General features: G+C 30.4%; 23 protein-coding genes and 1 tRNA gene. 18 read left to right on the top strand and 6 right to left on the bottom strand.

The features are described from left to right. The first annotated feature begins 145 nt into the window (after window positions 1-145). The 8 genes from Q4Q40_RS23490 (at window position 146) to Q4Q40_RS23455 (ending at window position 10,391) form a co-directional block, all read left to right on the top strand. The gene (locus tag Q4Q40_RS23490; RefSeq protein WP_303304499.1) at window positions 146-1,831 is read left to right on the top strand and encodes a helix-turn-helix domain-containing protein; all 1,686 of its coding nucleotides are present in this window, start codon (window positions 146-148) and stop codon (window positions 1,829-1,831) included. An 86-nt stretch (window positions 1,832-1,917) separates the two neighbouring features. Further along, complete coding sequence (locus Q4Q40_RS23485) at window positions 1,918-2,055, top strand: hypothetical protein (RefSeq protein WP_303304498.1); 138 nt, start codon at window positions 1,918-1,920, stop codon at window positions 2,053-2,055. 99 nt (window positions 2,056-2,154) lie between these two features. Continuing rightward, window positions 2,155-4,356: a prolyl oligopeptidase family serine peptidase gene (locus Q4Q40_RS23480; RefSeq protein ID WP_303304497.1), complete on the top strand. Its 2,202-nt coding sequence runs from the start codon at window positions 2,155-2,157 to the stop codon at window positions 4,354-4,356. Window positions 4,357-4,605: 249 nt separating this feature from the next. After that, a complete protein-coding gene (locus Q4Q40_RS23475) occupies window positions 4,606-5,418 on the top strand; it encodes an RteC domain-containing protein (protein ID WP_303304496.1) in 813 nt (270 codons plus the stop codon). Between the two features lie 305 nt (window positions 5,419-5,723). After that, window positions 5,724-6,002 (top strand): helix-turn-helix domain-containing protein, encoded by a 279-nt coding sequence (locus Q4Q40_RS23470; RefSeq protein ID WP_303304495.1) that lies wholly within the window; start codon window positions 5,724-5,726, stop codon window positions 6,000-6,002. Window positions 6,003-6,008: 6 nt separating this feature from the next. After that, window positions 6,009-6,548 carry a hypothetical protein gene (locus Q4Q40_RS23465; RefSeq protein WP_303304494.1) on the top strand — a complete coding sequence of 180 codons (540 nt, stop codon included), beginning with the start codon at window positions 6,009-6,011 and terminating at the stop codon, window positions 6,546-6,548. Further along, entirely contained in the window at window positions 6,545-7,207 is a 663-nt protein-coding gene (locus tag Q4Q40_RS23460; protein WP_303304493.1) for an ATPase, read from the top strand. Before Q4Q40_RS23465 ends, Q4Q40_RS23460 begins: the two co-directional genes overlap by 4 nt. A 259-nt stretch (window positions 7,208-7,466) precedes the next feature. Further along, entirely contained in the window at window positions 7,467-10,391 is a 2,925-nt protein-coding gene (locus Q4Q40_RS23455) for a DEAD/DEAH box helicase (protein WP_303304492.1), read from the top strand. 419 nt (window positions 10,392-10,810) lie between these two features. Here Q4Q40_RS23455 and Q4Q40_RS23450 read toward each other — a convergent pair whose 3' ends face one another. Continuing rightward, complete coding sequence (locus Q4Q40_RS23450; protein WP_303304491.1) at window positions 10,811-11,413, bottom strand: N-acetylmuramoyl-L-alanine amidase family protein; 603 nt, start codon at window positions 11,411-11,413, stop codon at window positions 10,811-10,813. Window positions 11,414-11,632: 219 nt separating this feature from the next. Between Q4Q40_RS23450 and Q4Q40_RS23445 the strand changes: the two genes are divergently transcribed. The 8 genes from Q4Q40_RS23445 (at window position 11,633) to Q4Q40_RS23410 (ending at window position 18,550) form a co-directional block, all read left to right on the top strand. Further along, window positions 11,633-11,920 carry a hypothetical protein gene (locus tag Q4Q40_RS23445; RefSeq protein ID WP_303304490.1) on the top strand — a complete coding sequence of 96 codons (288 nt, stop codon included), beginning with the start codon at window positions 11,633-11,635 and terminating at the stop codon, window positions 11,918-11,920. After that, window positions 11,920-12,204 (top strand): hypothetical protein, encoded by a 285-nt coding sequence (locus Q4Q40_RS23440; protein ID WP_303304489.1) that lies wholly within the window; start codon window positions 11,920-11,922, stop codon window positions 12,202-12,204. Before Q4Q40_RS23445 ends, Q4Q40_RS23440 begins: the two co-directional genes overlap by 1 nt. A gap of 43 nt (window positions 12,205-12,247) precedes the next feature. Continuing rightward, window positions 12,248-14,647: a TraG family conjugative transposon ATPase gene (locus Q4Q40_RS23435; RefSeq protein ID WP_303304488.1), complete on the top strand. Its 2,400-nt coding sequence runs from the start codon at window positions 12,248-12,250 to the stop codon at window positions 14,645-14,647. Window positions 14,648-14,657: 10 nt separating this feature from the next. Next, the gene (locus Q4Q40_RS23430; RefSeq protein ID WP_303304487.1) at window positions 14,658-15,239 is read left to right on the top strand and encodes a TrbJ/VirB5 family protein; all 582 of its coding nucleotides are present in this window, start codon (window positions 14,658-14,660) and stop codon (window positions 15,237-15,239) included. Further along, entirely contained in the window at window positions 15,239-16,081 is an 843-nt protein-coding gene (locus Q4Q40_RS23425) for a hypothetical protein (RefSeq protein WP_303304486.1), read from the top strand. The genes Q4Q40_RS23430 and Q4Q40_RS23425 overlap by 1 nt, the downstream gene beginning before the upstream one ends. A 41-nt stretch (window positions 16,082-16,122) precedes the next feature. Continuing rightward, on the top strand, window positions 16,123-16,737 hold the full coding sequence (locus tag Q4Q40_RS23420) for a conjugal transfer protein TraK (protein ID WP_303304485.1): 615 nt from the start codon (window positions 16,123-16,125) through the stop codon (window positions 16,735-16,737). Then, window positions 16,727-17,662 carry a conjugative transposon protein TraM gene (gene traM, locus Q4Q40_RS23415; RefSeq protein ID WP_303304484.1) on the top strand — a complete coding sequence of 312 codons (936 nt, stop codon included), beginning with the start codon at window positions 16,727-16,729 and terminating at the stop codon, window positions 17,660-17,662. The genes Q4Q40_RS23420 and traM overlap by 11 nt, the downstream gene beginning before the upstream one ends. Window positions 17,663-17,746: 84 nt before the next feature. Continuing rightward, a complete protein-coding gene (locus Q4Q40_RS23410; RefSeq protein WP_303304483.1) occupies window positions 17,747-18,550 on the top strand; it encodes a DUF4138 domain-containing protein in 804 nt (267 codons plus the stop codon). Between the two features lie 63 nt (window positions 18,551-18,613). Here Q4Q40_RS23410 and Q4Q40_RS24170 read toward each other — a convergent pair whose 3' ends face one another. The 3 genes from Q4Q40_RS24170 to Q4Q40_RS23400 form a co-directional block, all read right to left on the bottom strand. Then, window positions 18,614-18,988 carry a site-specific integrase gene (locus Q4Q40_RS24170; protein WP_345027396.1) on the bottom strand — a complete coding sequence of 125 codons (375 nt, stop codon included), beginning with the start codon at window positions 18,986-18,988 and terminating at the stop codon, window positions 18,614-18,616. A gap of 24 nt (window positions 18,989-19,012) precedes the next feature. Beyond that, window positions 19,013-19,837: a site-specific integrase gene (locus tag Q4Q40_RS23405; RefSeq protein WP_345027394.1), complete on the bottom strand. Its 825-nt coding sequence runs from the start codon at window positions 19,835-19,837 to the stop codon at window positions 19,013-19,015. Window positions 19,838-20,071: 234 nt separating this feature from the next. Next, a tRNA-Lys gene (locus tag Q4Q40_RS23400) sits at window positions 20,072-20,144 on the bottom strand. A 149-nt stretch (window positions 20,145-20,293) separates the two neighbouring features. On the opposite strand from Q4Q40_RS23400, the gene Q4Q40_RS23395 reads away from it, so the two are divergent. Next, window positions 20,294-20,815: a shikimate kinase gene (locus tag Q4Q40_RS23395; protein ID WP_303304482.1), complete on the top strand. Its 522-nt coding sequence runs from the start codon at window positions 20,294-20,296 to the stop codon at window positions 20,813-20,815. Here the strand turns inward: Q4Q40_RS23395 and Q4Q40_RS23390 are convergent. Both Q4Q40_RS23390 and Q4Q40_RS23385 read right to left on the bottom strand, forming a co-directional pair. Continuing rightward, on the bottom strand, window positions 20,807-21,310 hold the full coding sequence (locus tag Q4Q40_RS23390; protein ID WP_303304481.1) for a phosphoribosyltransferase family protein: 504 nt from the start codon (window positions 21,308-21,310) through the stop codon (window positions 20,807-20,809). The genes Q4Q40_RS23395 and Q4Q40_RS23390 overlap by 9 nt on opposite strands. 31 nt (window positions 21,311-21,341) lie before the next feature. After that, a complete protein-coding gene (locus Q4Q40_RS23385) occupies window positions 21,342-21,713 on the bottom strand; it encodes an RNA-binding S4 domain-containing protein (RefSeq protein WP_303304480.1) in 372 nt (123 codons plus the stop codon). 189 nt (window positions 21,714-21,902) lie between these two features. Here Q4Q40_RS23385 and Q4Q40_RS23380 point away from each other — a divergent pair, with 189 nt between their 5' ends. Further along, window positions 21,903-22,967 carry an FKBP-type peptidyl-prolyl cis-trans isomerase gene (locus Q4Q40_RS23380; protein WP_303304479.1) on the top strand — a complete coding sequence of 355 codons (1,065 nt, stop codon included), beginning with the start codon at window positions 21,903-21,905 and terminating at the stop codon, window positions 22,965-22,967. Window positions 22,968-23,164: the final 197 nt, after the last annotated feature.

Here is a 23,164-nt window from a genome sequence, read left to right as displayed (position 1 = left end):
AACTAACCCAAAATAATTCATATCTATATAAATTTTAGGACAGGTCAAATCTGCGATTTTTAAAAATGTTTTACAAACTAAGTATATCTGTTTTCATAAATTCAGAGTCTAAATTTGTAAATTTGGACTTATAAAAAAATAAGTAATGTATTTAAAGCCCCCTTTTGTACTTATGTTTTTTCTGACGCTAATAAGTCAGGCTATTCAAGGTCAGGAAAAATCTTCAGATTCTTTACAAGACAAATCTTTCGAATATCTTAAAAGTGCATTTGAAGAGTATGAAGACAACCACAAAGTTTCTATTGTTTATGTAAATGCTTGGATAAAAAAGGCCAGTAGAGAAAAAGATACTTTTAATTTGGCTTACGCCTATTTGTATAAATCTTGTATTTTACATTATGAAGGAGCTATTGCATATTCTGACAGTATCATTGCTCTCACTAAAAATTATAAAAATAATGAATTTCCCGCTTTGGGTTATATGTTGAAAGGGTATTATAATTATGATAACGGAGATGATAAAAAAGCTTTAAAATTATATTTAATTGCTTATGAATATGCGTTGAAAAACAATAATATTAACCAACAAATTGAAATAAAACAGTTTATAGGAGGTCTGAAAACTATTTTTGGTCAATACGATGAAGCACTCAAAATATTTAGAGAACAATTAAAATTCCTTGAATCTCAACCTAACTATAAAAAGAAGCTTAAAAAAGATTATATAATTGCTTTAAACGATTTATCTAAAGCCTATTTAAGAGGTGAAATTTTAGATTCTGCTTCTATACGCATAAAGGAAGGTCTTGATTTTAGTTTAAAAACTAAAGATTCGTTAATGTATTCAACCTTTTTGCTAGATAGTGGCACACTTTTGTATTTTGAGAATGACTATAAAGGTGCACTAGATAGTTTAAAAAAAGTAGAACCTTTAATTAATGATATTAGTTTAGCCAATTGTTATTATTATCAAGGAAAAATTTATAAGCATAGAGATATTAATAAAACGATAAGCTACTTCAATAAGGTAGATTCTATTTATACAGCAACAGAAAACCCTTTTATTGAATTAAAAGATACATATAAAACAATGTATGATTTCTATTCAAAACAAGGAAATGTTAATAAACAATTGTATTTCGTAGATAAATTAATAAAAGTAGATAGTTTATTAAATAATACTATTAAAAATATTAATAAAGAAGTTATTAATCATTATGAAGTCCCAAAATTGAAGAATGAAAAGGGTAAATTGATTATAAAAATTAACAATGAAAAGGATTTTAATAAAAAAATAACTTTTTTAGTTTTTTTCATTATACTTCTATTTTCAAGTATTTCTTTCTTTTTTTATAATAATCAAAAAAAGTATAAGAAGCGTTTTAATGAGTTATTGAATAAAAATTTAAAAACTCAAAAAATATCCATAACACAACATTCTGAAAATAATTCAATCAATATTTCAGAGAAAATCATAAATAGTATAATCTCTAAATTAGATGAATTTGAAAATAAAAAGAAATATTTAGAGCAAGGCATCGTTTTAAATAAATTAGCAAAAGACTTTAACACCAACTCTGTGTATTTATCTAAAGTAATTAATCATAATAAAGGTATTACATTCTCAAATTATCTAAATGGTTTAAGAATTAATCATTGTATTGAAGAATTAAAAACGAATTATCAATTACGAGCTTATACAATTAAAGCTATTTCATATGAAGTTGGATTTAGTAATAGTGAATCTTTTTCAAAAGCTTTTTTCAATAAAACAGGTATTAAACCATCTTTTTTTATAAAAGAACTAAATAAATTAGCACGAAATTCATAAATCTAGACTAGTTCGTTATTTTATTAACTATTAGTATAACAAGATTTTTATATTATTGGTACCTATAACATATAATACATATATTTATGAATAATTTGAAAAACAAAAAAACAGATTTAAACAATTTTAAGGACTTTACTTTTAAAAATTTAAAAGTGATTATAGGAGGCGGAGATGGGGTTATTATTGATAAAAACAAAAAGAAAACCCCAGGTAGATCATAATAATGAGATTAAAATTATTTTATTTTGCACCTCAAGATAATTTTTCTTGGGGTGTGTGTTATTTATTCAATTTGTAATTTGTAAAACTTTAAAAGAATAATGAAAAAAATACAGTTTATTATAATTTTATTTATTCTAGTTTCTTGTGTTAAATATTCAACAGATATCGAGATATATAACCCTCCAATAATAAAAGGCGAATTAGTTGTTGATCACTATTATGGGAAAGAAATAATAGATAGATATAGAAATTTGGAGAATATTAATGATTCGGTTAATATTAATTGGTACAAAAATCAAGATATTTATGCTGAAAATTTATTGAGAAACATCTCTGGGAGAAACTCTTTAATTAAAACATTGAGTGAAATAGATAACAGAGAATCATTTAGAACTTCGAAAATAAAGATAACTGAAAATAATACTTGGTTTTATTTAAAAAGAAACGTTGAAGAAAGTTATTATAAACTTTATTATAAAAAAAATGAAAATGAGTCTTTATTATTCGATCCTAAATCATTTAAGCCTGAATCAAAGGAAGACTATGTTATAAATTATATAAGCCCTAGTTGGGATGCTAATTTTATAGTTGTTTCACTTTCACATTCAGGAAGAGAATTATCAGAAATGATAATTATCGACATGAAAACTAAAAAACCAATGCCACAAGTTCTCAATAATGCATGGCCTACCAATTTTTTAGGAGTTAGTTGGTTGCCCGATAATAGTGGTTTCATCTTTCTTTACTTTCCAGGCTCAGATATCTCAAATCCAAAATTTAAACAAAATTCTCAATCTGTACTTTATTTATTAAATAATAAACCTAATGATTTAAGGTTTGTTTTTGGAAATAAATCACATCCAAAACTTAATATAAATCCTAATGAATATCCTATTGCAAAAATAAAATCTAGCACTGATAAATACCTTTTAGGATATGTTGCTGGAGTTGATAGTTATTGGAATACTTTTTATGCTGAAATATCAGATATAAAAAAAGGGAAGCTTAACTGGAAACCATTATATTCAAAAGAACAAAAAGTAGTTACAAACAAAGGTGTGTTTTTAGATAACGAGTTTGTTTTTTTATCAGCACAAAATGCTCCAAATAAAAAAATAGCATCAGTAACTATAAATGAATTAAATTTTAAAAAACCTAAGGTAATTGCTAAAGAAAGGAAAACAGAAATTATAAACGATTTTGAAGTTACAAAGAATGCCATTTTTTATACCACTCAAAAATATGGTGTTCAAGCTAGTTTGTATAAAATAAGTGATGGTATAGAGATTAATTTAAAAACACCAAAAAAAGCAGGGGAAATTAGTCTATACGCTAAATCTATTAATCATAAAGAATTATGGATTTCAACAAGTGGATGGGTAAACGATGATATCCGTTATAAATATATTTCAGAGGACAACAGTTTTTTAGAAGACAACCTCTCTCCTAAAAGTGAATATCCAGAATTTAAAAATATCATTGCAGAAGAAGTACTAGTTACTTCTCATGATGGAAAAGAGGTTCCTTTATCTATTATTTATAATAAAAACATTAAAAGAGATAGTAAAAATCCTGTATTTGTATATGCTTATGGTGCTTATGGAGATATAGAAAGCCCCTATTTTTCACCATTGATGTTAAATTTTGTTGCAAACGGGGGCATATTTTGTATTTCACATGTTAGAGGGGGTGGTGAAAAGGGTGAAAACTGGCATGAAGATGGTTTTAAAACAACTAAGTCTAATTCATGGAAAGATCTAATTGCTTGTACCGAATACCTTATAGATGAAAAATTTACTTCTAAAAATCATACTGCCATATATGGAGCAAGTGCAGGGGGAATAGTGGTTGGTAGAGCTATGACTGAACGTCCTGATTTGTTTTCTGTCGTAATTTCTCAGGCAGGATTAATGAACCCTTTAAGGGCGGAAGCGGAAGCAGGTGGAGGTGGTTCTAATTATAAGGAGTTTGGAACTGTTAAGGATTCAATTGAATGTATGGGTTTAATAGAAATGGATTCTTATTTACATATTAGAGATAGTATTGATTACCCTGCGACTTATATGACTATTGGAATGAATGATCCTTTGGTTAACCCATGGATGACAGGTAAATTTATTGCAAGATTACAAAATTCAAATATGCTTAAAAAGCCTGTCTTACTTAATATTGATTTTAATTCTGGACATAATGGTACAAATAATGAATTAAAAATATATGAGGAATGGGCTGATATTTTCTCATTCATATTATGGCAAACTGGACATCCTGAGTATCAATTAGAAAATACAGAGATCTAATAATGCCATTTTACTTTTAGAGAGTTTTTATAGGTTCTCAGATTATTATAGCAATCCTAATATTTTAAAAATTTATTTTTTTATTTCCATCATTTATAAATCTCTACTCTTGATTTATAAATGATGGGAATAATTGTTTTTTTTAATACTATATTCTATTGAACTTTAACAAACCGAAACAATTTCAAACAAGTTTTATGATAGAAATTTAAGTCAAGGTTTTGTTTAAAAAGGTATATTAAAAATAACATGCACGCTCCCTCATTAATAAAAGATTTTCAAAATCAATTACACAATATTGAAAAATCTTCATGGGATATTATTAAAAAGTCAACAGCAGCTATTGAAGTTTGTAGAAAGTATCTTCAAATATTTAAATGTGAAGTTGTTTCAAAAGGTTTTTCAAAAGAGGAAGATAAAATACAGTTTTTTAAAAATATTAAACAAATACCATTAAGCTATCTTATTTATTATTTGGAAGTATATGCTTTTGAAAGCCAACTATCCAAAACGAGCGAAAAAATGCAACAAAAGTTTATTAAAAAAAATATAAATAGGCGACATCAATTTTTAGTAAATCACTTAGATTTTGTGAATTATATTGAGCAAGGGCAAACACATCTGGATGTTTGTTATTTTACAAGAAATCAGTCAATTCAGATCATGATGATGCATACCGATTATTATTTTTATGATTTAGATTTTAATACTTCACATGATTTGTTATTGGCAAAAATTAATGCTTATAAACGATTTATAAGCTATTTGGAAGACCGCTCAAATTGTTATTCCAATCCATCGAGTCATTCCAATCTAAAGTGGACTTCAAGTAAGGTAGCATTAACTGAATTGATATATGCTTTATATCACAGCCGTGTCATCAATAATGGTAAGTTAGAAATAAAGGAGATTGCTATTGAGTTACAAAAGCTATTCAATTTTGAACTGGGCGATTTTTACAAAACTTACTCCGAAATAAGGCTGCGTAAAAATAGTAGAACTAAATTTTTGGATGAATTATCAATTGGTTTAATCAATGAAATTGAGAAAAATGATTCATAATAATCATACTAAGAATTGTTAAAAATTAACAGTACTCGGTTTACCTCCTGTTTATAAGTTTCTTATCAAACAATTAATTTCTTTTAAGGACAATTGACTGCTTAAACTTCATAAAAACAATCATATCTCTTCAAAATATCCCAAAAAATCAAAATGTTAAATTTTTACCAGAGTCGGGTCAACTGGTGAATAAAACTAAATAAATCTCTTCAAGTTTGTCAAACGAATGTCAAATCAATTCAAAGCCGTCGTTTAAAAATTTATAATCATTGACGGCTTTGTTTTCTAAAAACAGTTTTACAAATATGGGAACAACAATCATTACCACCGAAGACCTCAGAGAGTTTAAAATGGAACTACTCGATGATATTAAACAGCTACTTACCAATCAATCTGGTCTTTCATCAAAAAAATGGCTCAAATCTCCAGAAGTCAGAGACCTTTTAGGAATCTCTCCAGGTGCATTACAAAACTTACGTATTAATGGCACATTGCCGTATACAAAAGTTGGAGGTCTATTGTATTATGATTATCAAGAAATCATGGAAGTGCTAGAAAAGAACAGGATTCATAATCAGTTTTAAGTTGCTTTGGAAGACGTTAACTACATCAAACACCTCAATGGTGTGTTTGTGCAATTTTCTAAAGACAGTCGTATAAATCCAACCCATATTAGTTTGTATATCGCCTTGTTTCAGCTTTGGAATAGTAGCTTTTTTAAGGAAGAATTCTATATCAATAGGGAAGAAGTTATGGCGTATTCTAAAATCGGATCAAAGTCTACGTATCACCGTTGCATTAAAGAATTAAGCCATTGGAATTACTTGCTGTATTCACCATCGCATAATCCATTTAAAGGTAGTAAAATTAAGATGTTCGATTTTGGGACAAGTACCGAACAAGTTCTGTACTCAAGTCGTACCAATATCGAGACAAGCACTGGACAAGCATTGGTACGTATAAACAAACATATACAAACTATAGAAAACAATAAAAACATAAACAAACGCGAAAATTTTAAAATTTCGAATAATAAAAATTCTGAAACTGAAGAAAAACAAATGGCAACTGTTCCATATCAGGACAACTTAAAGACTAGTTCTGATAAAAATTATGATGAGCCACTATGAAAAATGTAAGCCCGCATATCATTACCGAAGGCAAGAAACAATATCACTTAGGAGAACTGAAAGTGAATGAAATCATTTATGATTTTGATATGATGCTTGCTTATCTCAATACCAAGGGTAAGTTACTGTTTGGGGAAAAATTTAAAATTATAGAGGAAGATCGAGAGATTATTTTTAAGCTATGTAATTATTTTATCAAAGATGAAGCAAATTGTAAGCGTTTAGATATTGATATCAATAAAGGCATTCTATTGTCTGGTCCTGTTGGCTGTGGAAAAACAAGTTTAATGAAGTTATTGAGATATACTGTACCGCATCAAAAACCTTATAAAATGATACCAGCAAGAAATATTGTTTTTGGATTTAATCATATTGGCTATAAAACCATTGAAGATTATGGTGATGGTCAGTATTTTTGTTTTGATGATTTGGGAGTGGAACCTATAGGGAGGCATTATGGTAAAGATTGTAATGTCATGGGGGAAATTCTTTTATCTCGTTATGATTTGTTTTTAGAAAACAAGATAAAAACACATGCTACTACCAATCTTAATGCCCAGGAATTGGAAGAACGCTATGGTAATCGGGTGCGCTCTCGGATGCGACAGCTTTTTAATTTGGTGGCTTTTGATAAAGAGAGTGGAGATAAAAGGAAATAATATGTTTTGTACTATAGTGTACTGCGTTATGAACGGTACTTTGGTTAAAAGCGAAAGTTGTTACTACAGTTTCTTCAAAAAAATCATTCTCAAAAGTTTCTTTACAATGTTAATGGAACACTTTTTATGCGACGACTTAGGAGGGAAGTATAATGTGTGTGGAATGGAAACGATTATTTAATTTTTTATTAATTACGGGATTCTGTAAGTTTTTAACTGTTAAAATTTATATATTTAGAGTTAATATAAATTGCTTTTTATGGTATACTTTTCTGAGAATTACTCTAGAATAAATTTACCAATAGCTAAAGAAGGTATTAGGGGCCTTCGTAATGCACAAATAGGTGCAATACATGCTATTGGTTCACATTTTACAATACGAAAAGAAACACCAGCGATTATTATAATGCCAACAGGTTCTGGTAAAACCGCAGTTCTAGTGTTGGCTGCATTTTTATTACAAGCTAAAAGAGTTCTTGTATTAAGTTCTAGTGTTTTAGTACGAGGACAAATATTTAAAGAATTTAATGATCTTGAAACTTTAAAATATTGCAATGTTTTTCATAATGACTTAAATACTCCTAAAGTAAAGGAAATAAAGTCTCCAATTACCAATATTCAAGAGTGGGAGGAGCTTAATGATTATGATGTAGTTATTGGTATACCTAAATCAATTAACGAAGGTATAAATGATACACTATCACCTCCTGAAGATTTATTTGATTTAATTTTAGTTGATGAAGCTCATCATGTTCCTGCATATACTTGGTCAAATACTGTAGAGGCATTTGAGAATGCTAAAAAGGTATATTTTACAGCTACACCATTTAGAAGGGATAAAAAAGAAATCAAAGGAATTACTGCATTTAATTATCCTTTGTCTAAAGCATATGAAGATAAAATATTTGGAGAAATAGGTTATTATGCAGTAAAAGTTGAAGAAGGAGTAGATCCAGATTTAGCAATAGCGAGAGAAGCTGACAAAATTTTCAAACAAGATCGTTTAGCTGGATTGAAACATTATATAATGGTTAGGACTAGTTCTAAAGTTAATGCAAAAGAACTCAACGATTTATATCAAGATAACACAACGCTAAGACTAAGAAGGGTAGATAGTACTAAAACCTATAGATATATTAGGCAAACAATAGCAAAGCTTAAAAAAGGGGAATTAGATGGTATTATATGTGTTGATATGCTCGGTGAAGGATTTGACTTTCCAAATTTGAAGATTGGAGTAATTCATCAACCTCATAAATCACTAGCAGTTACTTTACAGTTCATTGGAAGGTTTGCTAGAACAAATGCAGAAAATATAGGAGAAGCTAAATTTATAGCAATACCAAATAATATTACTATTGGCCGTAAACAGCTTTTTGCAGAAGGAGCAATATGGAATGATATAATTAAAGATTTAAGTGAGCAAACTATAATTGAAGAAGATGAAATTAAAGAAGTGCTGGATACATTTGAATTAACTTCTAGTTCTGAAGATGATGACGATCAATTTTCGTTATACAATCTTAATCCATACTTTCATGTCAAAGTCTATAAAACCGAAGAGTTTAATATTTATGGTGAAATAGATATTCCAAACCATGAAGTTATTCATGAAGGTATTAGTGAAGAAAATGCTGCACTTATTTTTGTAACAAGAGAGACAATTAAGCCAAAGTGGATTAAATCTGAACAAATTGTCAATACTAAATATTATTTGTTTGTAATTTTTTATGATGAGAAGAATGGATTAATATTTATCCATTCATCGTCTATTAGAACTCTGCAATTTTATGACGATGTGATAGAAGAATTTTCCAATGGAGTATATGAAAGAATATCAAAACACGAAATTAATAAAGTTTTAGTTGATCTTGATGATACAGAGTTTTTCAATATTGGGATGCAAAATAAGTCACCAAATAGTGGAGAGTCTTATCGGACTATTTCAGGAGCAAATGCTGAAAAATCTATACGAAAAAGCCACGGTAGGCTTTACGCTAATGGACATGTTTTTGGTAAAGCTAAATCAAAGGGAGAATCAATTACAATTGGATATAGTAGTGGTGCAAAAGTTTGGAGTAATGCATATGAAAAGATTCCAAAATTAATTAAATGGTGTAAATTGCTTGGAGAAAAAATAGTTAGTGATAAAACTGTTTCTACAAAAACAGGATTAGACAATCTTTCTATTGGCACTCCTATATCAAAGTTTCCATTTACAGTTATTTCTTCAACTTGGAATGGTGATACATTCCATAATCCACCATTATTAAATGTAATGGAAGAAGATGAAATTTCTGCTACTTATCAATTATTGGACTTTGAAATAGTTATTGATAAAGATAAATCTGATGAGGATAAATTATATTTTTATTTAACGAATGATATAATTACAATTGATTTGACATATGATTTTGAAGAATATTATTTATTTGAAAGTGATAATGAGAAAGGAAATTATATCATAAAATATGGTAATAATACAATTGATATATTGGATTATTTAGATGACTTCCCTCTTCACTTATATTTAAATGAGTTTGCTAATGTTATAAATCATGATTATCATAAACCCTCACAAGAGGGAGAATTATATTTTGATCCAGATAGAGTTGAAAGTATTGATTGGGAAGCTTTAAATACTGACATTACTATTGAATTTTATGAAGATGCACAATCGAAGATAGATAATGGAAATAGAAACTCAATACATGATTCTCTTGATGAATATATTTTAGGAACTAACCCTAATGTTTTAATTTATGATCATGGTACAGGAGAAGTTGCTGATCATATTAGCATAAATGATAATGCAAATGATATTTTAATTGAACTATTTCATGTTAAAGGATCTAGTGGTCCAAATCCAGGAGATAGAGTAGGTGATGTTTATGAAGTTTGCATGCAAGCTATTAAATCACAACTTTGGACTTCTAACCGAAATGGATTTAAGAAAAAGATGAACCATAGGGGTCATAACAAAAATGAAAAGTTTAAAAGAGGTACTCTAATTGATTTTAATAATATTTTGGCTCAAAATAAGCAACTTAGGTTTAAATTTACTATTGTACAACCAGGTATAAGTTCTGTTTTATTATCTGAAAAGCTTAGTACAATTATAGCAGCTTCAGATGATGCAATACAAAATAATGGAAATGAAGCTTTAAGAGTATTAGGTTCATAAAAAGAAAACATATACATATTATGTAAAATAGAATCTCGCTTTTTAACTTGGCCTCATAAAATTTTGGTAAAACTGATAGATGAAATGAGCGTCCATATTTTAGGGGTTTAGTAATACCGTTTCTTAAGGGTTTCAATTATACAAGGGATTTAAAACAATGTTAACCAGTTCCAATGTTTCCTAAAATATAGCGAATGAGTCGTTAATTGTTTCCAAAATTATATGCAGCCTTGAATTTTTGTTTCTTTTGTTTTAAGACAAAAAATAATGAAATATGAAAAAGAAGATTAAGTGAAGTTCTAAATATAACAAGTGCATAGAATTTTATTTTTCTTAAAATTTATGCTCTTGTGGCAATCCACGAGAATCGTCTAATTTTTTTTATTACGTTACTATAACCGAGCTCCATTTTTAGCAGATTAAAATACATTTAAATAATTAGAAATCCCTATAAAAACAGCCAAAGACACAGCTTCAATATTTTTAGGTTTAAAAAAATAATCAGCCTCATCAGTATTAGTGACAAAACCCAATTCTAAAAGTATGGCAGGGAAAAATGAATCAGCTCCCCGCAACACTTGAAAATTAGCAAACTTCACACCTCGCTTTTTAAACCCTAGTTTTTGAGTACTTTCATTCAAGATAGATAAACCAAGGTTAATAGATTTTTTGGTATTTGGCTTATCTGAATTATGGACATAAACTTCTATGCCTTTGGAATAGCTATAAGACGAATTACAATGCAAAGACAAAAATACATCCGCATTCAAACTCTTAGCCAATCGACTTCTATCCGATAAAGAAATTAAAGTATCTTTATATCGAGTTAAATAAATCTCAAACTTATCATTCAAAATCATTTTATTAAGCTTTAATATTTCTTTAGCCACATTCAAAACCACATCCTTTTCTTGAATACTATTTATCCCAATTGCCCCAGAATCTTTTCCGCCATGTCCAAGATCAATCACAATGATTTTTTGTTGACCAAAAACAACACACATTTTTAAGGCCAAAATCACAAAACTGACGTTTTTGAGAGCTGTTTTCTAATTTATTTTCATAATCGAGTGGGTTTTTTCTATCAATTTTCATAAGATTTAGTTCGCTTTGTTTTCAATTAAAATCAAGCGAAATCAAATAATATTATTTGTGTAAAATATTAAAAATCAACTGATTGAATTCAAATATAGTGTATTTTTATTTCAACGAAAATGAAACAAAATTTAAATCATTTCAGTATGAAAAAATCACTCTTTTTAACCACTTTATTATTTCTTATTTCAAACGCCATTTTTGCACAAATTGGAGGCATTGAAGATTCTGTTAATGATGTTTCCGATACTATCAGAACCATTTTTCCTATAATTTTGGGAGTCATATTCTTAATAGGCTTCCTATTTAATGCAGGCCATTTCTTTGGCGAAAATGCCGATTTGAAAAAAGGCATTACACGCGTATTGGTATTTGTTCTTATAGCGGGTGCAGTAGTAGGCATTTTTACCTACCTCATTAATATCGTAGTCTAATGAAACGGTTTGCGGTCTATAAAAATATTAGAAAACGAGCAGTGATTATGGGCTTACCTATATCGCTGTTCGCTCTAATGATGACGGCTGTAATTGGATCCTTATTATTTATCATTTTTTCTTTTAGTTTTTTGGTCATCATTGGTGTATTTGTAACCAATGTGTCACTCTACATAGGTTTAACACAGCTTACTAAAAAACCTGCCTCATTTCATTTCAAAAAAGTGTTTCCACAAACTATTAGTAATAAAAAAGAAAGTCAACTGTATTATGAAGACCCATAATCTACCTATCGGCAGACAGGTGGGTATTTAATTAATAATCAATATGAAGAAAATAAATCTATCTGCTTACCATCCTATTTTGGATATACAAGACCATATTATATTCGCCAATAATGGCAATGTAGTACTATGTTATAAAGGTGATTTCCCAGAAATCTATAGCTTATCGGAAAAAGATTTTGAGGATATCCACGGTTCATGGTTTCAGGCTTTTAAATCATTACCTGTAAGTACCATTATCCATAAGCAAGATATTTATGAAAAAGAAACATTTAAAGCAGTAATGCTGCCTAATAATAGTTTTCTAGAGAAAGCCACACACAATTATTTTAAAGGGCGAGACTATATAAAGCATGCTTCGTATTTGTTCTTTGTTCTCCCTCTTAACAAAGCTTTAAACGCTTCCAAGTTTACAAATCCGTTTCGCAAAGTTGAAAAGGGCATTTACAAACAGCTAGACCATAATGTGAGTGAATTTATCACTTTGGTTAACGATGCGATTTCTTTTATCAATAATAGCCGTAAAGTTCATTTTAAGCTTCTTGATGAGAACCAAATTGTAAACATCACAACGACTTATTTCAACGGCTTTAATGAAGGTTTTGATACAGATGTACAACTCAAAAAGTCAAATATAGAAATTGGAGAAAATTACTTTGATGTATTAGCCGTCAACAGTGAATTGTGCTTTGGTGATGTGGTACAGAGCAGTAAGACCAACGATAAATTCACTTCAGACGATTTTGTTTTCCATCAAGGTTTTATTGATGGTCTAGGGTTAAATCTCAATGAAAACCATATCGTCAATCAAATCATCTATTTGGATGATAAACATACGTGGAGAAAACTATTCGATAAGAAAATTGAAGAACTCAATAAAAGTTCCAATTTCGGAACACAGAACAAAGTCATCTTAAAGAAGATTGAAGACATTGTTACCAAAATTAATGAAGATGATAGTTCTCGAATTATAAGAGGACATCTTAATATTGTTTTTTGGTCTAGGGAAGTATCGGAATTAAGTAGAATAGCTTCCAAAATAAAGACCGAATTCAAGGAACTGGATATTGTTCCATACTACCCAAAAGGGGAGGAGCGAAAGCATTATTTCCTGAATTCTTATTGTTGTTTTACATCCAATTTCTCTAACGAAGATTTGTATGTAACCGATTTAAAACACGCTTTGTGTTTGTACATTAATAATAGCAATTACAAATCGGATGCAACAGGTATTATCTTTAATGACAGGCAACATAATATTCCGGTTTTAAAAGATGTTTGGGATGAGCGTAAGAAACGTATCAAAGCCCGAAACTTTGCCATTTTTGCACCCACAGGAGAAGGGAAATCATTCTTAGCAAACAATATACTTCGTCAGTATTTTGAAAGTGGCGTGCGTTTGGTAGTAATTGATTTAGGAGGCTCGTATTCCAAATTTGCCAAGCTATATCCTAATGACCATATTATTCTACACTATGAACAAGGAAAGAATTTAGGTATAAACCCTTTTTACATTTCCAATGAAGCAGACTTAACACCAGAACGCCTGGAAGACCTGACTATTTTTTTATTGGAGTTATTAGCTTCAGGAAAAGAAGCAACTAAAGCCGAAGAGGTAGCCGTTAAAAAAGTACTATTGCATTATTATGCGCATATCAGAACATCTCATTCACTAGCTTCTTTGTATCAATTTATAGATGATAAAAAAGACACACTTATTGAGGAACTCAAAATAAGGGAAGACGACTTTAGTGTTTACAATTTTCTGCATATCCTATCGGAATATGTAGATGATGGTCTATATAGCTTTTTATTCAGCGTAAGCGAAGACCAAAGCTACAAGATTGAGGACAAGCGATTGATTGTTTTTGAACTGGATGAAGTCAAAGACAATAAAGAAATTCTTTCCGTAATGCTGAAACTTATCAAATCAGCCATACAACGTACTATCTGGAAAAATAGAGCAGAGAAAGGCATTATTCTTTTTGATGAGTTCGCCAAACAACTCAAATTCGGAAATGTATTGGAAAGTGTAGAATTCTACTATCAAGCTATTCGAAAACAAAATGGAGCGATTGGTATTATTCTACAATCTATTAACCAGCTGCCCAATAATTCTACATCGGCAAGTATTCTAGAAAACACACAGGTAGTATATAGTCTGAATAATGAAAAAGGTTACGAAGAATTAAAAAACAGGCTTAACCTGTCAAGTCACGATTTGAACCAATTAAAATCCATCCGAAACAATCTAACCGGAGCAAGAAAGTACACCGAAATGTTTATCAAAATCGGTAAAGAGAGTAACATTTTCAGATTGGAAGTTCCGAAGGAAGTTTATGCTGCATACCTCACAGACGGTAAAGAAAGTGAACACATTATGAGGCTCTTCGAAGAACATCAAGATATGGAAAAAGCCATTCAAATATTTATTAATTCTTAAAACAAAAATCATGAAAAGCACAATTAAAAGATTAATGCTAACGGCATTATTTGCACTACTAATCGGAAGTAATGTTTCCGCTCAAGGGATGCCAGTTTATGACAATACCAACTTTATCAGTTTTACTAAATCTTTAGTAGAATCTGCAAAACAAACCTCACAGTTATTAAAGACCGTACAATTCTTAAAAACACAAAAGGAGAATATTGAGAAAGTCAACAATGTGATAAAGCAGCTTAATGCAGTTAAGGAATTGGCTAAAAACAACCAGCGTCTTTTCGATTTGGTGCAAGATGATTTAAGGGGGATTCTTAATTCCCCTTATATAAAACCACATGAAGTTAATCGCATATCAGATTCTTTCAATGTCATTGTAGAAAATTCATTAGAAGGATTGGGATTTATTGAAAAAATACTTTCTAGTAATAATCTAAAAATGACAGATGCCGAACGTGCTGAAGTTTTAAAGGCAAAAGAAAGAGAATCCAAAGAAATGGTCGCAGAGATTGAAGCTAAGACCAAACGTTATCGAGAGATAATCGCTTTTCGCGAAATGCAAGACAAAATCAATAACCGAGGAGCAAAATACTAATGGCAGGCTTTTTTTTAGGCATCGGGTTGGAATATATTGATACCGTTTTTACGACCATTAAGAACAGTGATTTTTCACAGTACACCATTACTGGAATGAAAACACTGGCCATTTTATTCTTTCTCATTAACATCCTAAAAAAGTACAATGAAGGTATTGCTAATAACGAGGGGTATACTTGGGGATTGACACCTTCAGAACTGGCAAAGAATTTTGCAGTAGTCATTTTAGTAATCTTCTCAACACAAGTGTTGAGTGTTTTTGATACCATATTGGTTGCTATAGAAAACCAGTATAGGGACACGGCTCCAGCGCTCCTCCCGTTACAAATGCAAGATATAGATTTGGAACAGGATGTGGGGGCATTGGAAGCCGCCAAAAAGGCTTTTGCCTTACTGTACGAAGCTTTAGTAACCCCTATGTATGGCTTGAAAACCCTTGCTTTTATATTGGGTATGTTTCTATGGCTATTGGATCTGTTTATTTATCCTTTGTTTTTAGCAGAACGGTATTTCCTATTAGGCATCATGCAAGCCTTTTTCCCTTTAATTATTAGTTTAGCGGTGTTTGAAAAGTTTAGAGCCTTAGCCTATAATTTCTTCAAACTATATGCAGGAGTATATATGCTAGTACCCGCTTTCTTTCTGGTTAATGTCTTTGTAAATAATCTCTATACAGAAATCAATACCAATTTTTGGTCCGATTTATTCGGGACAGATTGGGGAAGCAATTTTTTTGCACCCCTATTACAATTTGGTTCTATAGGATTCATTGTACTACTCAAATTCAAACTCTATCGTCGTGCGACTTCTTTTGTATTTAAGCTTTTTAGTGGCGGATAAGTGCCTAAGGCACATTTGATAATTAAAACGATAAACTAATAATGAAAACACCTTATAAAAATATATATAACGTACTGAAGCTAAATCGCTTTATTGTATTGGCGGTCATTATCGGAGCAGTACTCACTTGTATTGTTTCAGTGGTATTGGTGGTAAAACTCCATAAAGAAACAGTCAATAACGCCTTTGTAGTCAATACCGATGGGAATGTAATTCCGTTAAAATTAGTTTCACAACAGGAAAACTTAGAAGTAGAAACCTTGGCGCATTTGGAACTCTTTCACACCTATTTCTACAATATAGACGCAAGTAATTACGAAAAGAACCTGGGGAAAGCATTATGGTTAGGAAACAGTTCTGTAGATGCCTTATATAGACAGAAGAAAGCAGATGGAGTCTATAACCGCTTGCTACAGTATTCATTGGTTCAAAAAGTACTAAGTATAGAATCAAAGATTAACATACGAAAAGAACCCTATGGATTTGAAACGAGAACTGTATTTGAAATCAATCGCGGGTCTATTGTAGATACTTATGAATTGACTACCACTGGTAGTCTGTTTCACGTTGATAGAAATTTCCCTAATAATACCCACGGATTATTGATTACCAATTTTTTTGAAAACACATTAAAAAAAATGCAGAATGAAAATTGAAAAGAACAAAATCGTATTCACTTTAGTGCTGCTTTGTGTAGTGCTTTTTATAGGTGCGTACTCAGTAATGGTATTTGGTGAAGATGATGAGTCTATGATTGAAAACAACCAAACGGCTATCCCTGAATTGGAAGGAGGTCAAAAAGAATATGAATCCAAACTAGAGGCTTTAGACGACCTAAAAGAAGTAAGAGAAACAAATGCACCAAGCATATATGATGAACGCTTATTGGATGCCGCAGGGGTTTATGATCCAGATTTATTGGATAAAGAAAAGATGCGGATTGTGGATAGCATCTACAGCCAAGGACGTATCAATTATACAGATAGAGATTATAGAAAATCAGAAATAAAAACAGTTGTCCAGCCTAAAATAATTCAAAAGAATACCATAGACGCGATTGAAGAGAATGAAACAAGTATTACAGCTAAAGAACGTAGTTTAGAACATCAGCTTTTTTTTGCTTCAAAGCCTTTACAAAATGAATCATTGAACACACAAAATACAGATGCATTTATTTATGTGCGTGTAGATGGTACGCAGACCGTAAAAATCAACTACCGTTTACAAATGCGATTAACAAAGGAGGCATATATCAATAACATACTTGTACCTAAAAACACACTTATTTATGGCTTTATAAGTTTTAAGCCTAATCGTACATTAATAACCATTGAAAATATCAATCATCAGCCTGTAAAGTTGAAAGCTTTTGACTTACAGGACGGTAGTGATGGTATATATGTAGAGAATAGTTTTCGGGCAGAAGCTACTAATGAAGTAGTAGGTGATATGGTTGATGATATCAATATTACAGGTGTTCCACAGATAAGTGGTGTTCGAAAAATATTCCAACGCAATCACCGGAACGTGAAGGTTACCATAACCGATAATTATAAACTCATATTAAAAGCAAACAACTAAATCGTCTTTAAATCAAATATAAGGAAACCCTAAAATTAAACTTCCATGAAAGCCCATAATGGCAATTTCTTAAAACGCACTCTTATGAAAACATATATTATCACTTTTACACTACTGGCATGTTCAGTTTCAACTTTTGCACAACAGGTGCTAGATACTATTTATGCCAATGACCAAAAGAATGTAGCCTTATTTTTTCCAAATCCAATTCGTCAAGGGATTACTGGAGCAAATCATTTTGTATTTACATACAATAGAGAGAAAGAACAATATTTTGGATTACTTCAGGCAAGGCCTGGATCCGAAAGTAACTTGTTAATAGTTACAAGTAATGGAAAGGTGTATTCTTATATTCTTAAGTATGCTGAGAAGCTGCCAAAGCTTAACTACTTTATTGCTGAAGCAAGCAGTATGGGTAATGAAAAACCAATTGTTAAAAAGATTGACCAGAAAAATATAAAAGTAGATTCAAATGTTGATAGAAAGAAGTATTTCAAAAAGTTCAGTAACTATTTGCTAAAATTAAACGATGAAAGTGTTGCTGCAAAACGGAAGAAAGCTATCAAATTACAATTACAGAAAATGGTATATAATGCTTCTGAAGTATATTTAGTGATAGAAGTGAAAAACAAGTCTGGAATCGACTTTAAGATTGATTACCTGAATGTTTATAGAACCAACGGAAATAAAAAGCGTAAAGCCTCTTTTCAGAGTTTACCACAAGAGGTTATTTATAAGCATAAAATGCCTAGTACTATTATAAATGGTAAATCTCAGAGATTTGTTTATGTACTTCCAAAATTTGTATTGGGAGATAATGAAAAGTTGATGATTGAACTGAAGGAATTGAAAGGGGGTAGGAGAGTTATTTTGGAAACTAATTTATAATAATGTCAAATAAGAAACATCAAATCAACAGTTTGATGTTTCTTATTCCCAAAAAGCAAAAAGCTAAGAAGTTAATTGATTTCTTAATTTTTCCATATCATCACTCACTTTTCGTTCAATCACTCTTGCATAAACTTGGGTAGTGGTAATTTTAGTATGTCCTAATAATTTCGATACAGTTTCAATAGGGACACCGTTACTTAATGTAACGGTCGTAGCAAAAGTATGACGTGCCATATGAAATGTTAGATTCTTTTTTATATTGCATAAATCAGCTATTTCTTTTAAATAACTATTTAGACGTTGGTTAGAAATACTAGGCATCAGGTTTCCAGTAAATTGAGTTCTTGGGTGGTTTTCATATTTTTTTATTAATAGTTCTGTTATTGGTAATAAAGGTATTTTGAATGGTACTCCTGTTTTATTTCTTTTTGACATAATCCAACTATTACCGTCAATACCTTACATTATACTATCATTTGAAAGGTTCATAATATCTCCATAAGATATTCCTGTATAACAACTAAAAAGAAATAAGTCTTTAACAACAGAGAGCCTTTCAATAGACGTAGATATGTCTTCAATACTTTTAAGTTCATTATCAGTGAGAAATTCACGTTCTTTTTTTTCTAATACTGGTTTGAATTTAACAAAGGGGTCGCGGTCTATCCATTCCATGTGATATGCAAGCGTTACCATTTTTCGAAGTCTTTGTATATGTTTCATGACAGCATTGTTTCCTATTTTGCCTTGATAATGCCTGGGTTGATAAGAACGGAGAAAGTTTTCGAAACCAAGTACAAAGGCATAATCTAAGTCTTGGAGATAAATATCAGATGACTTGTGTTTTTTTGCTAAATACGCTAATACATATTTTTGACTTGTTTTATAATGGCACATAGTTTTGGAGCATAATTTACCAACCATTGTTTCATTATGGTAATCAATAATATCTTGAAGTGAATGAATTTCTTTGTCTTCCCCTAAAAATCTAGCTTTGATGAGTTGAGAGGATAAAACTTTATTTTCTAATTTTAAATCACGATAGCATTGAAAAAGAGTAGATCTTATTTCATTTATATAATGGTTGATTTCTCGGGCTGTTTTTCCATTTCCCTTAACTCTTTGAGATTTCATATCCCAAGAATTTATATCAATTTTTTTCTTTAAGCTAATGTTGACCCGTTTTCCATTTACTGTGATTCTTACATAAATGTCAGTTTGATCGTTTTTTGCACGTGTGCTGTATATCCAAAAAAGGATAGAAAATGTTGATGAAGTACGCATAGTTGTCGTCTTTAAAGTGTTAAACATTCAATGACGAAAGTCAAATCAACTATTATTCATATAATCAGTGAGTTACAAGGATAATCGTCAACATATTTTTGGAAAATTAAAATGTTGACGATTTGTGAACTTTTAAAACCAAATAACATCAAATAAAATGATTGCCTAAAAACCATAAAACCTTGCTAATCATAAGATTAGCAAGGTTTTGATTTCGGATGATATCCTGTTTAGTGACCGGGCTGGGGCTCGAACCCAGGACCCTCTCCTTAAAAGGGAGATGCTCTACCAACTGAGCTACCAGGTCATTATTTCAACACTAACGTTACTTTGGTTGTTGTTAGCGGGTGCAAATATATAATGTTTTATTAATTAAACAATACTTTTTTAAAAGAATTTTTTGTTTTTTTGCATTGCTTAAACGTATGTTTTTAATAATCAATTTATAGCGTAAAAATGATTTTAGTTTTAATTGGGTATATGGCTTCAGGAAAGTCAACTTTAGGAAGAATTTTGGCAAACAAATTAAACTATGACTTTATAGATCTGGATGATTATATAGAAGAAAAGGAACAAGTATCAGTAAGTGATATTTTTAAATCTAAAGGAGAAATATACTTTAGGAAGAAGGAAACATTATACTTGAAGGAACTTTTAGATGATAAAACGAAATTAGTTTTATCGCTAGGAGGAGGGACACCATGCTATAGTAATAATATGGATGCTCTCAAAAACACTTCTAAAGCAAAGAGTGTTTATTTAAAAGCTTCAATACCGACTTTAGTAGCCAGGTTGAAAAACGAAAAGAGTAAACGCCCCCTAATCGCTCATATTGAAACAGACGAATTGCTTACAGAGTTTATTGGAAAGCACCTTTTTGAGCGCACTCAATTTTATAGTTTATCCGATGTTACAATAACAACCGATAACAAGAAAGAAGAAGATATTATTGAAGAACTAGTTTTACAATTATTCTAAAACAGCTTCAAAAACTTTGCCTTCCAAAATAACATGCACATGTTCATGTAAGGAAGTAGACAAAGAAATACCTTTAAAATCGGCTTTTACAGGATATTTTTTATGATTTCTATTTACTAAGACGGCCGTTTTAAATTGCTTTAATGGCACATTTAAAAAATGTCTCACACCATAAATTAGAGTGGTGCCAGAATTTAAAACATCATCAACAAGTACTAAAGACTTATTTTTATAAGCTTCAGATGAAATGGAAGTTGTAATAGATTCAGAAGGATTTTTTTTATCAATGCTAACTTTACAAAGTATAGGATGTATCTCAGATATTTTTTGAAGAACTGTTTTTAATTTTTTTGCAAAGACATAACCATTTTTATCAATACCAGCCAGAATCACTTCTGTTTCATTCACATTATTTTCATATATCTGAAAAGCAATACGCCTTATCTTATGATTGATTTCGTTATGATTGAGGATTATATTATTCTTAGCAGCCATAATAGTTTAATTCTTAAATTAAAAGATAAAATTACTCATTTTCATCTGTAAAATCATCAATATCTCTTCTATCTTTTTTTGTAGGTCTACCAACCCCTTTTTTTCTATAATAATCTTTAGAATATTTTAAAAGCTCTTGTGCTTCAAATTGCTCTTTTGGTGTGATGTCTGTTCTATAAATATCAACCAACTTAGCCCCAACTCTACTTTCTGGAATATCGTTTACAGTAAGTTTATAGTTTATTTGATTCTTTCTTAATGAGATGGTATCCAGAGGGTAAACATCTCTACTAGGCTTTACAACTTCTTGATTTATTCGTACCTGTCCTTTTTTACATGCCGTTGTAGCAAGGGTTCTTGTTTTATAATACCTAACACACCATAAATACTTATCAATTCGCATACAATTATTCTAAAAACTACGTTAATGTTCTTGTGCAAAATTATTTTAAAATTGTATCTTGCGCATCAAAAATAAGCAATAATGTAACATTCATAGGCTTAAAGAGCTTAAAGTTAAAATTGAAAGCTAATTGATTGATTAAATGAATGTGGCATTTACTAAACGTGATCGTTTAAAATACAAACTAATATGAAATTAAGAAAAATAACTTTAGTTACGTTATGTATAGTTACATGTTTTTTATCCTGTAAAAAAGATGATGATAATGATGACATTGTAGTTGTTGAATTAGCAGATAGAACCGAGCAAGAAGTTATAGATAATGAAGCTATATTAGAATATTTAGAAACACATTATTATAATTCTGAAGAAATTAAGGCAATACAATACCCTAGTTTATCTGATTTAGTTATCACTAAGCTTGAAGAAGGTGAAGTTCCAGACGGACATACGCTATTTAAAAAAGGTGAAGAATATGCAGTTGATAAAAGAACAATTGATTATTTAGATACAAAATATCAGTATTATGTGCTTAAATTAAATGAAGGAGGTGGAAGTGATTCTCCAACATTTGTTGATAATGTTTATGTGACTTATGAAGGTTTTACTCTAGACGATGTAGTGTTTGATAGTGCGGTTAACCCTGTAAAATATGATTTATTGATAGATGTAAAAATTGAAGGGTGGAGAAGAGTGTTGCCAGAATTCAATACAGCGGAGGATTTTATAGAAAAGAATGATGGAACTATTAATTTTTTAAATCACGGGGCAGGTGTTATGTTTATTCCTTCAGGGCTGGCTTATTTTTCTGGATCTGTATCTGGTAATACATATGCTCCTTTAATTTTTAAATTTGAATTATTAGAGACTACTCAAAATGATCATGATGGTGATGGTATTCCTACATATTTAGAAGATTTAAATGGAGACGATCAAATTACAGTAAATTACGATGACTTAACAGATGAAACAGATGATGATACAGACGGTAATGGTACAGCTGATTTTTTAGATAACGATGATGATGGAGATGGGGTTTCTACTATTAATGAACTAGAGCGAATAACTTATACGGTAGACACAACTCTGGGGGAGCAAGAACCTGTACTCGACGAAAAAATTGAGTTTGAAGTTGAACGATCTGATAATAACGCTGGTATAATTACTATTAAAACGTTAAAGATTGTTGATTCTAACAATAATGATGTTGATGATTATTTAGATAAAGACGTAACCACTGACTATAGCAAATAGGTAAAATGAGATCGCCTAAAAAGTAATAAGCTTTGTCATTCAAAGATCTGTGTTAAAAAATTTAACTAGCGGATGAAATGACGTAATTGGAGTGTCATTCAGAGGATTGAGATAAAAAAAATTATCAAGCGTATATAATGACGTAATAGGAGTGTCATTCAGAAGGAGGTACGACTGAAGAATCTTTAGAGATTAAT

It is taken from the genome of Flavivirga jejuensis, from assembly GCF_030540765.1.
Classification (GTDB): Bacteria; Bacteroidota; Bacteroidia; order Flavobacteriales; family Flavobacteriaceae; genus Flavivirga; species Flavivirga jejuensis.
This window is presented reverse-complemented; position numbering and strand designations above follow the sequence as displayed.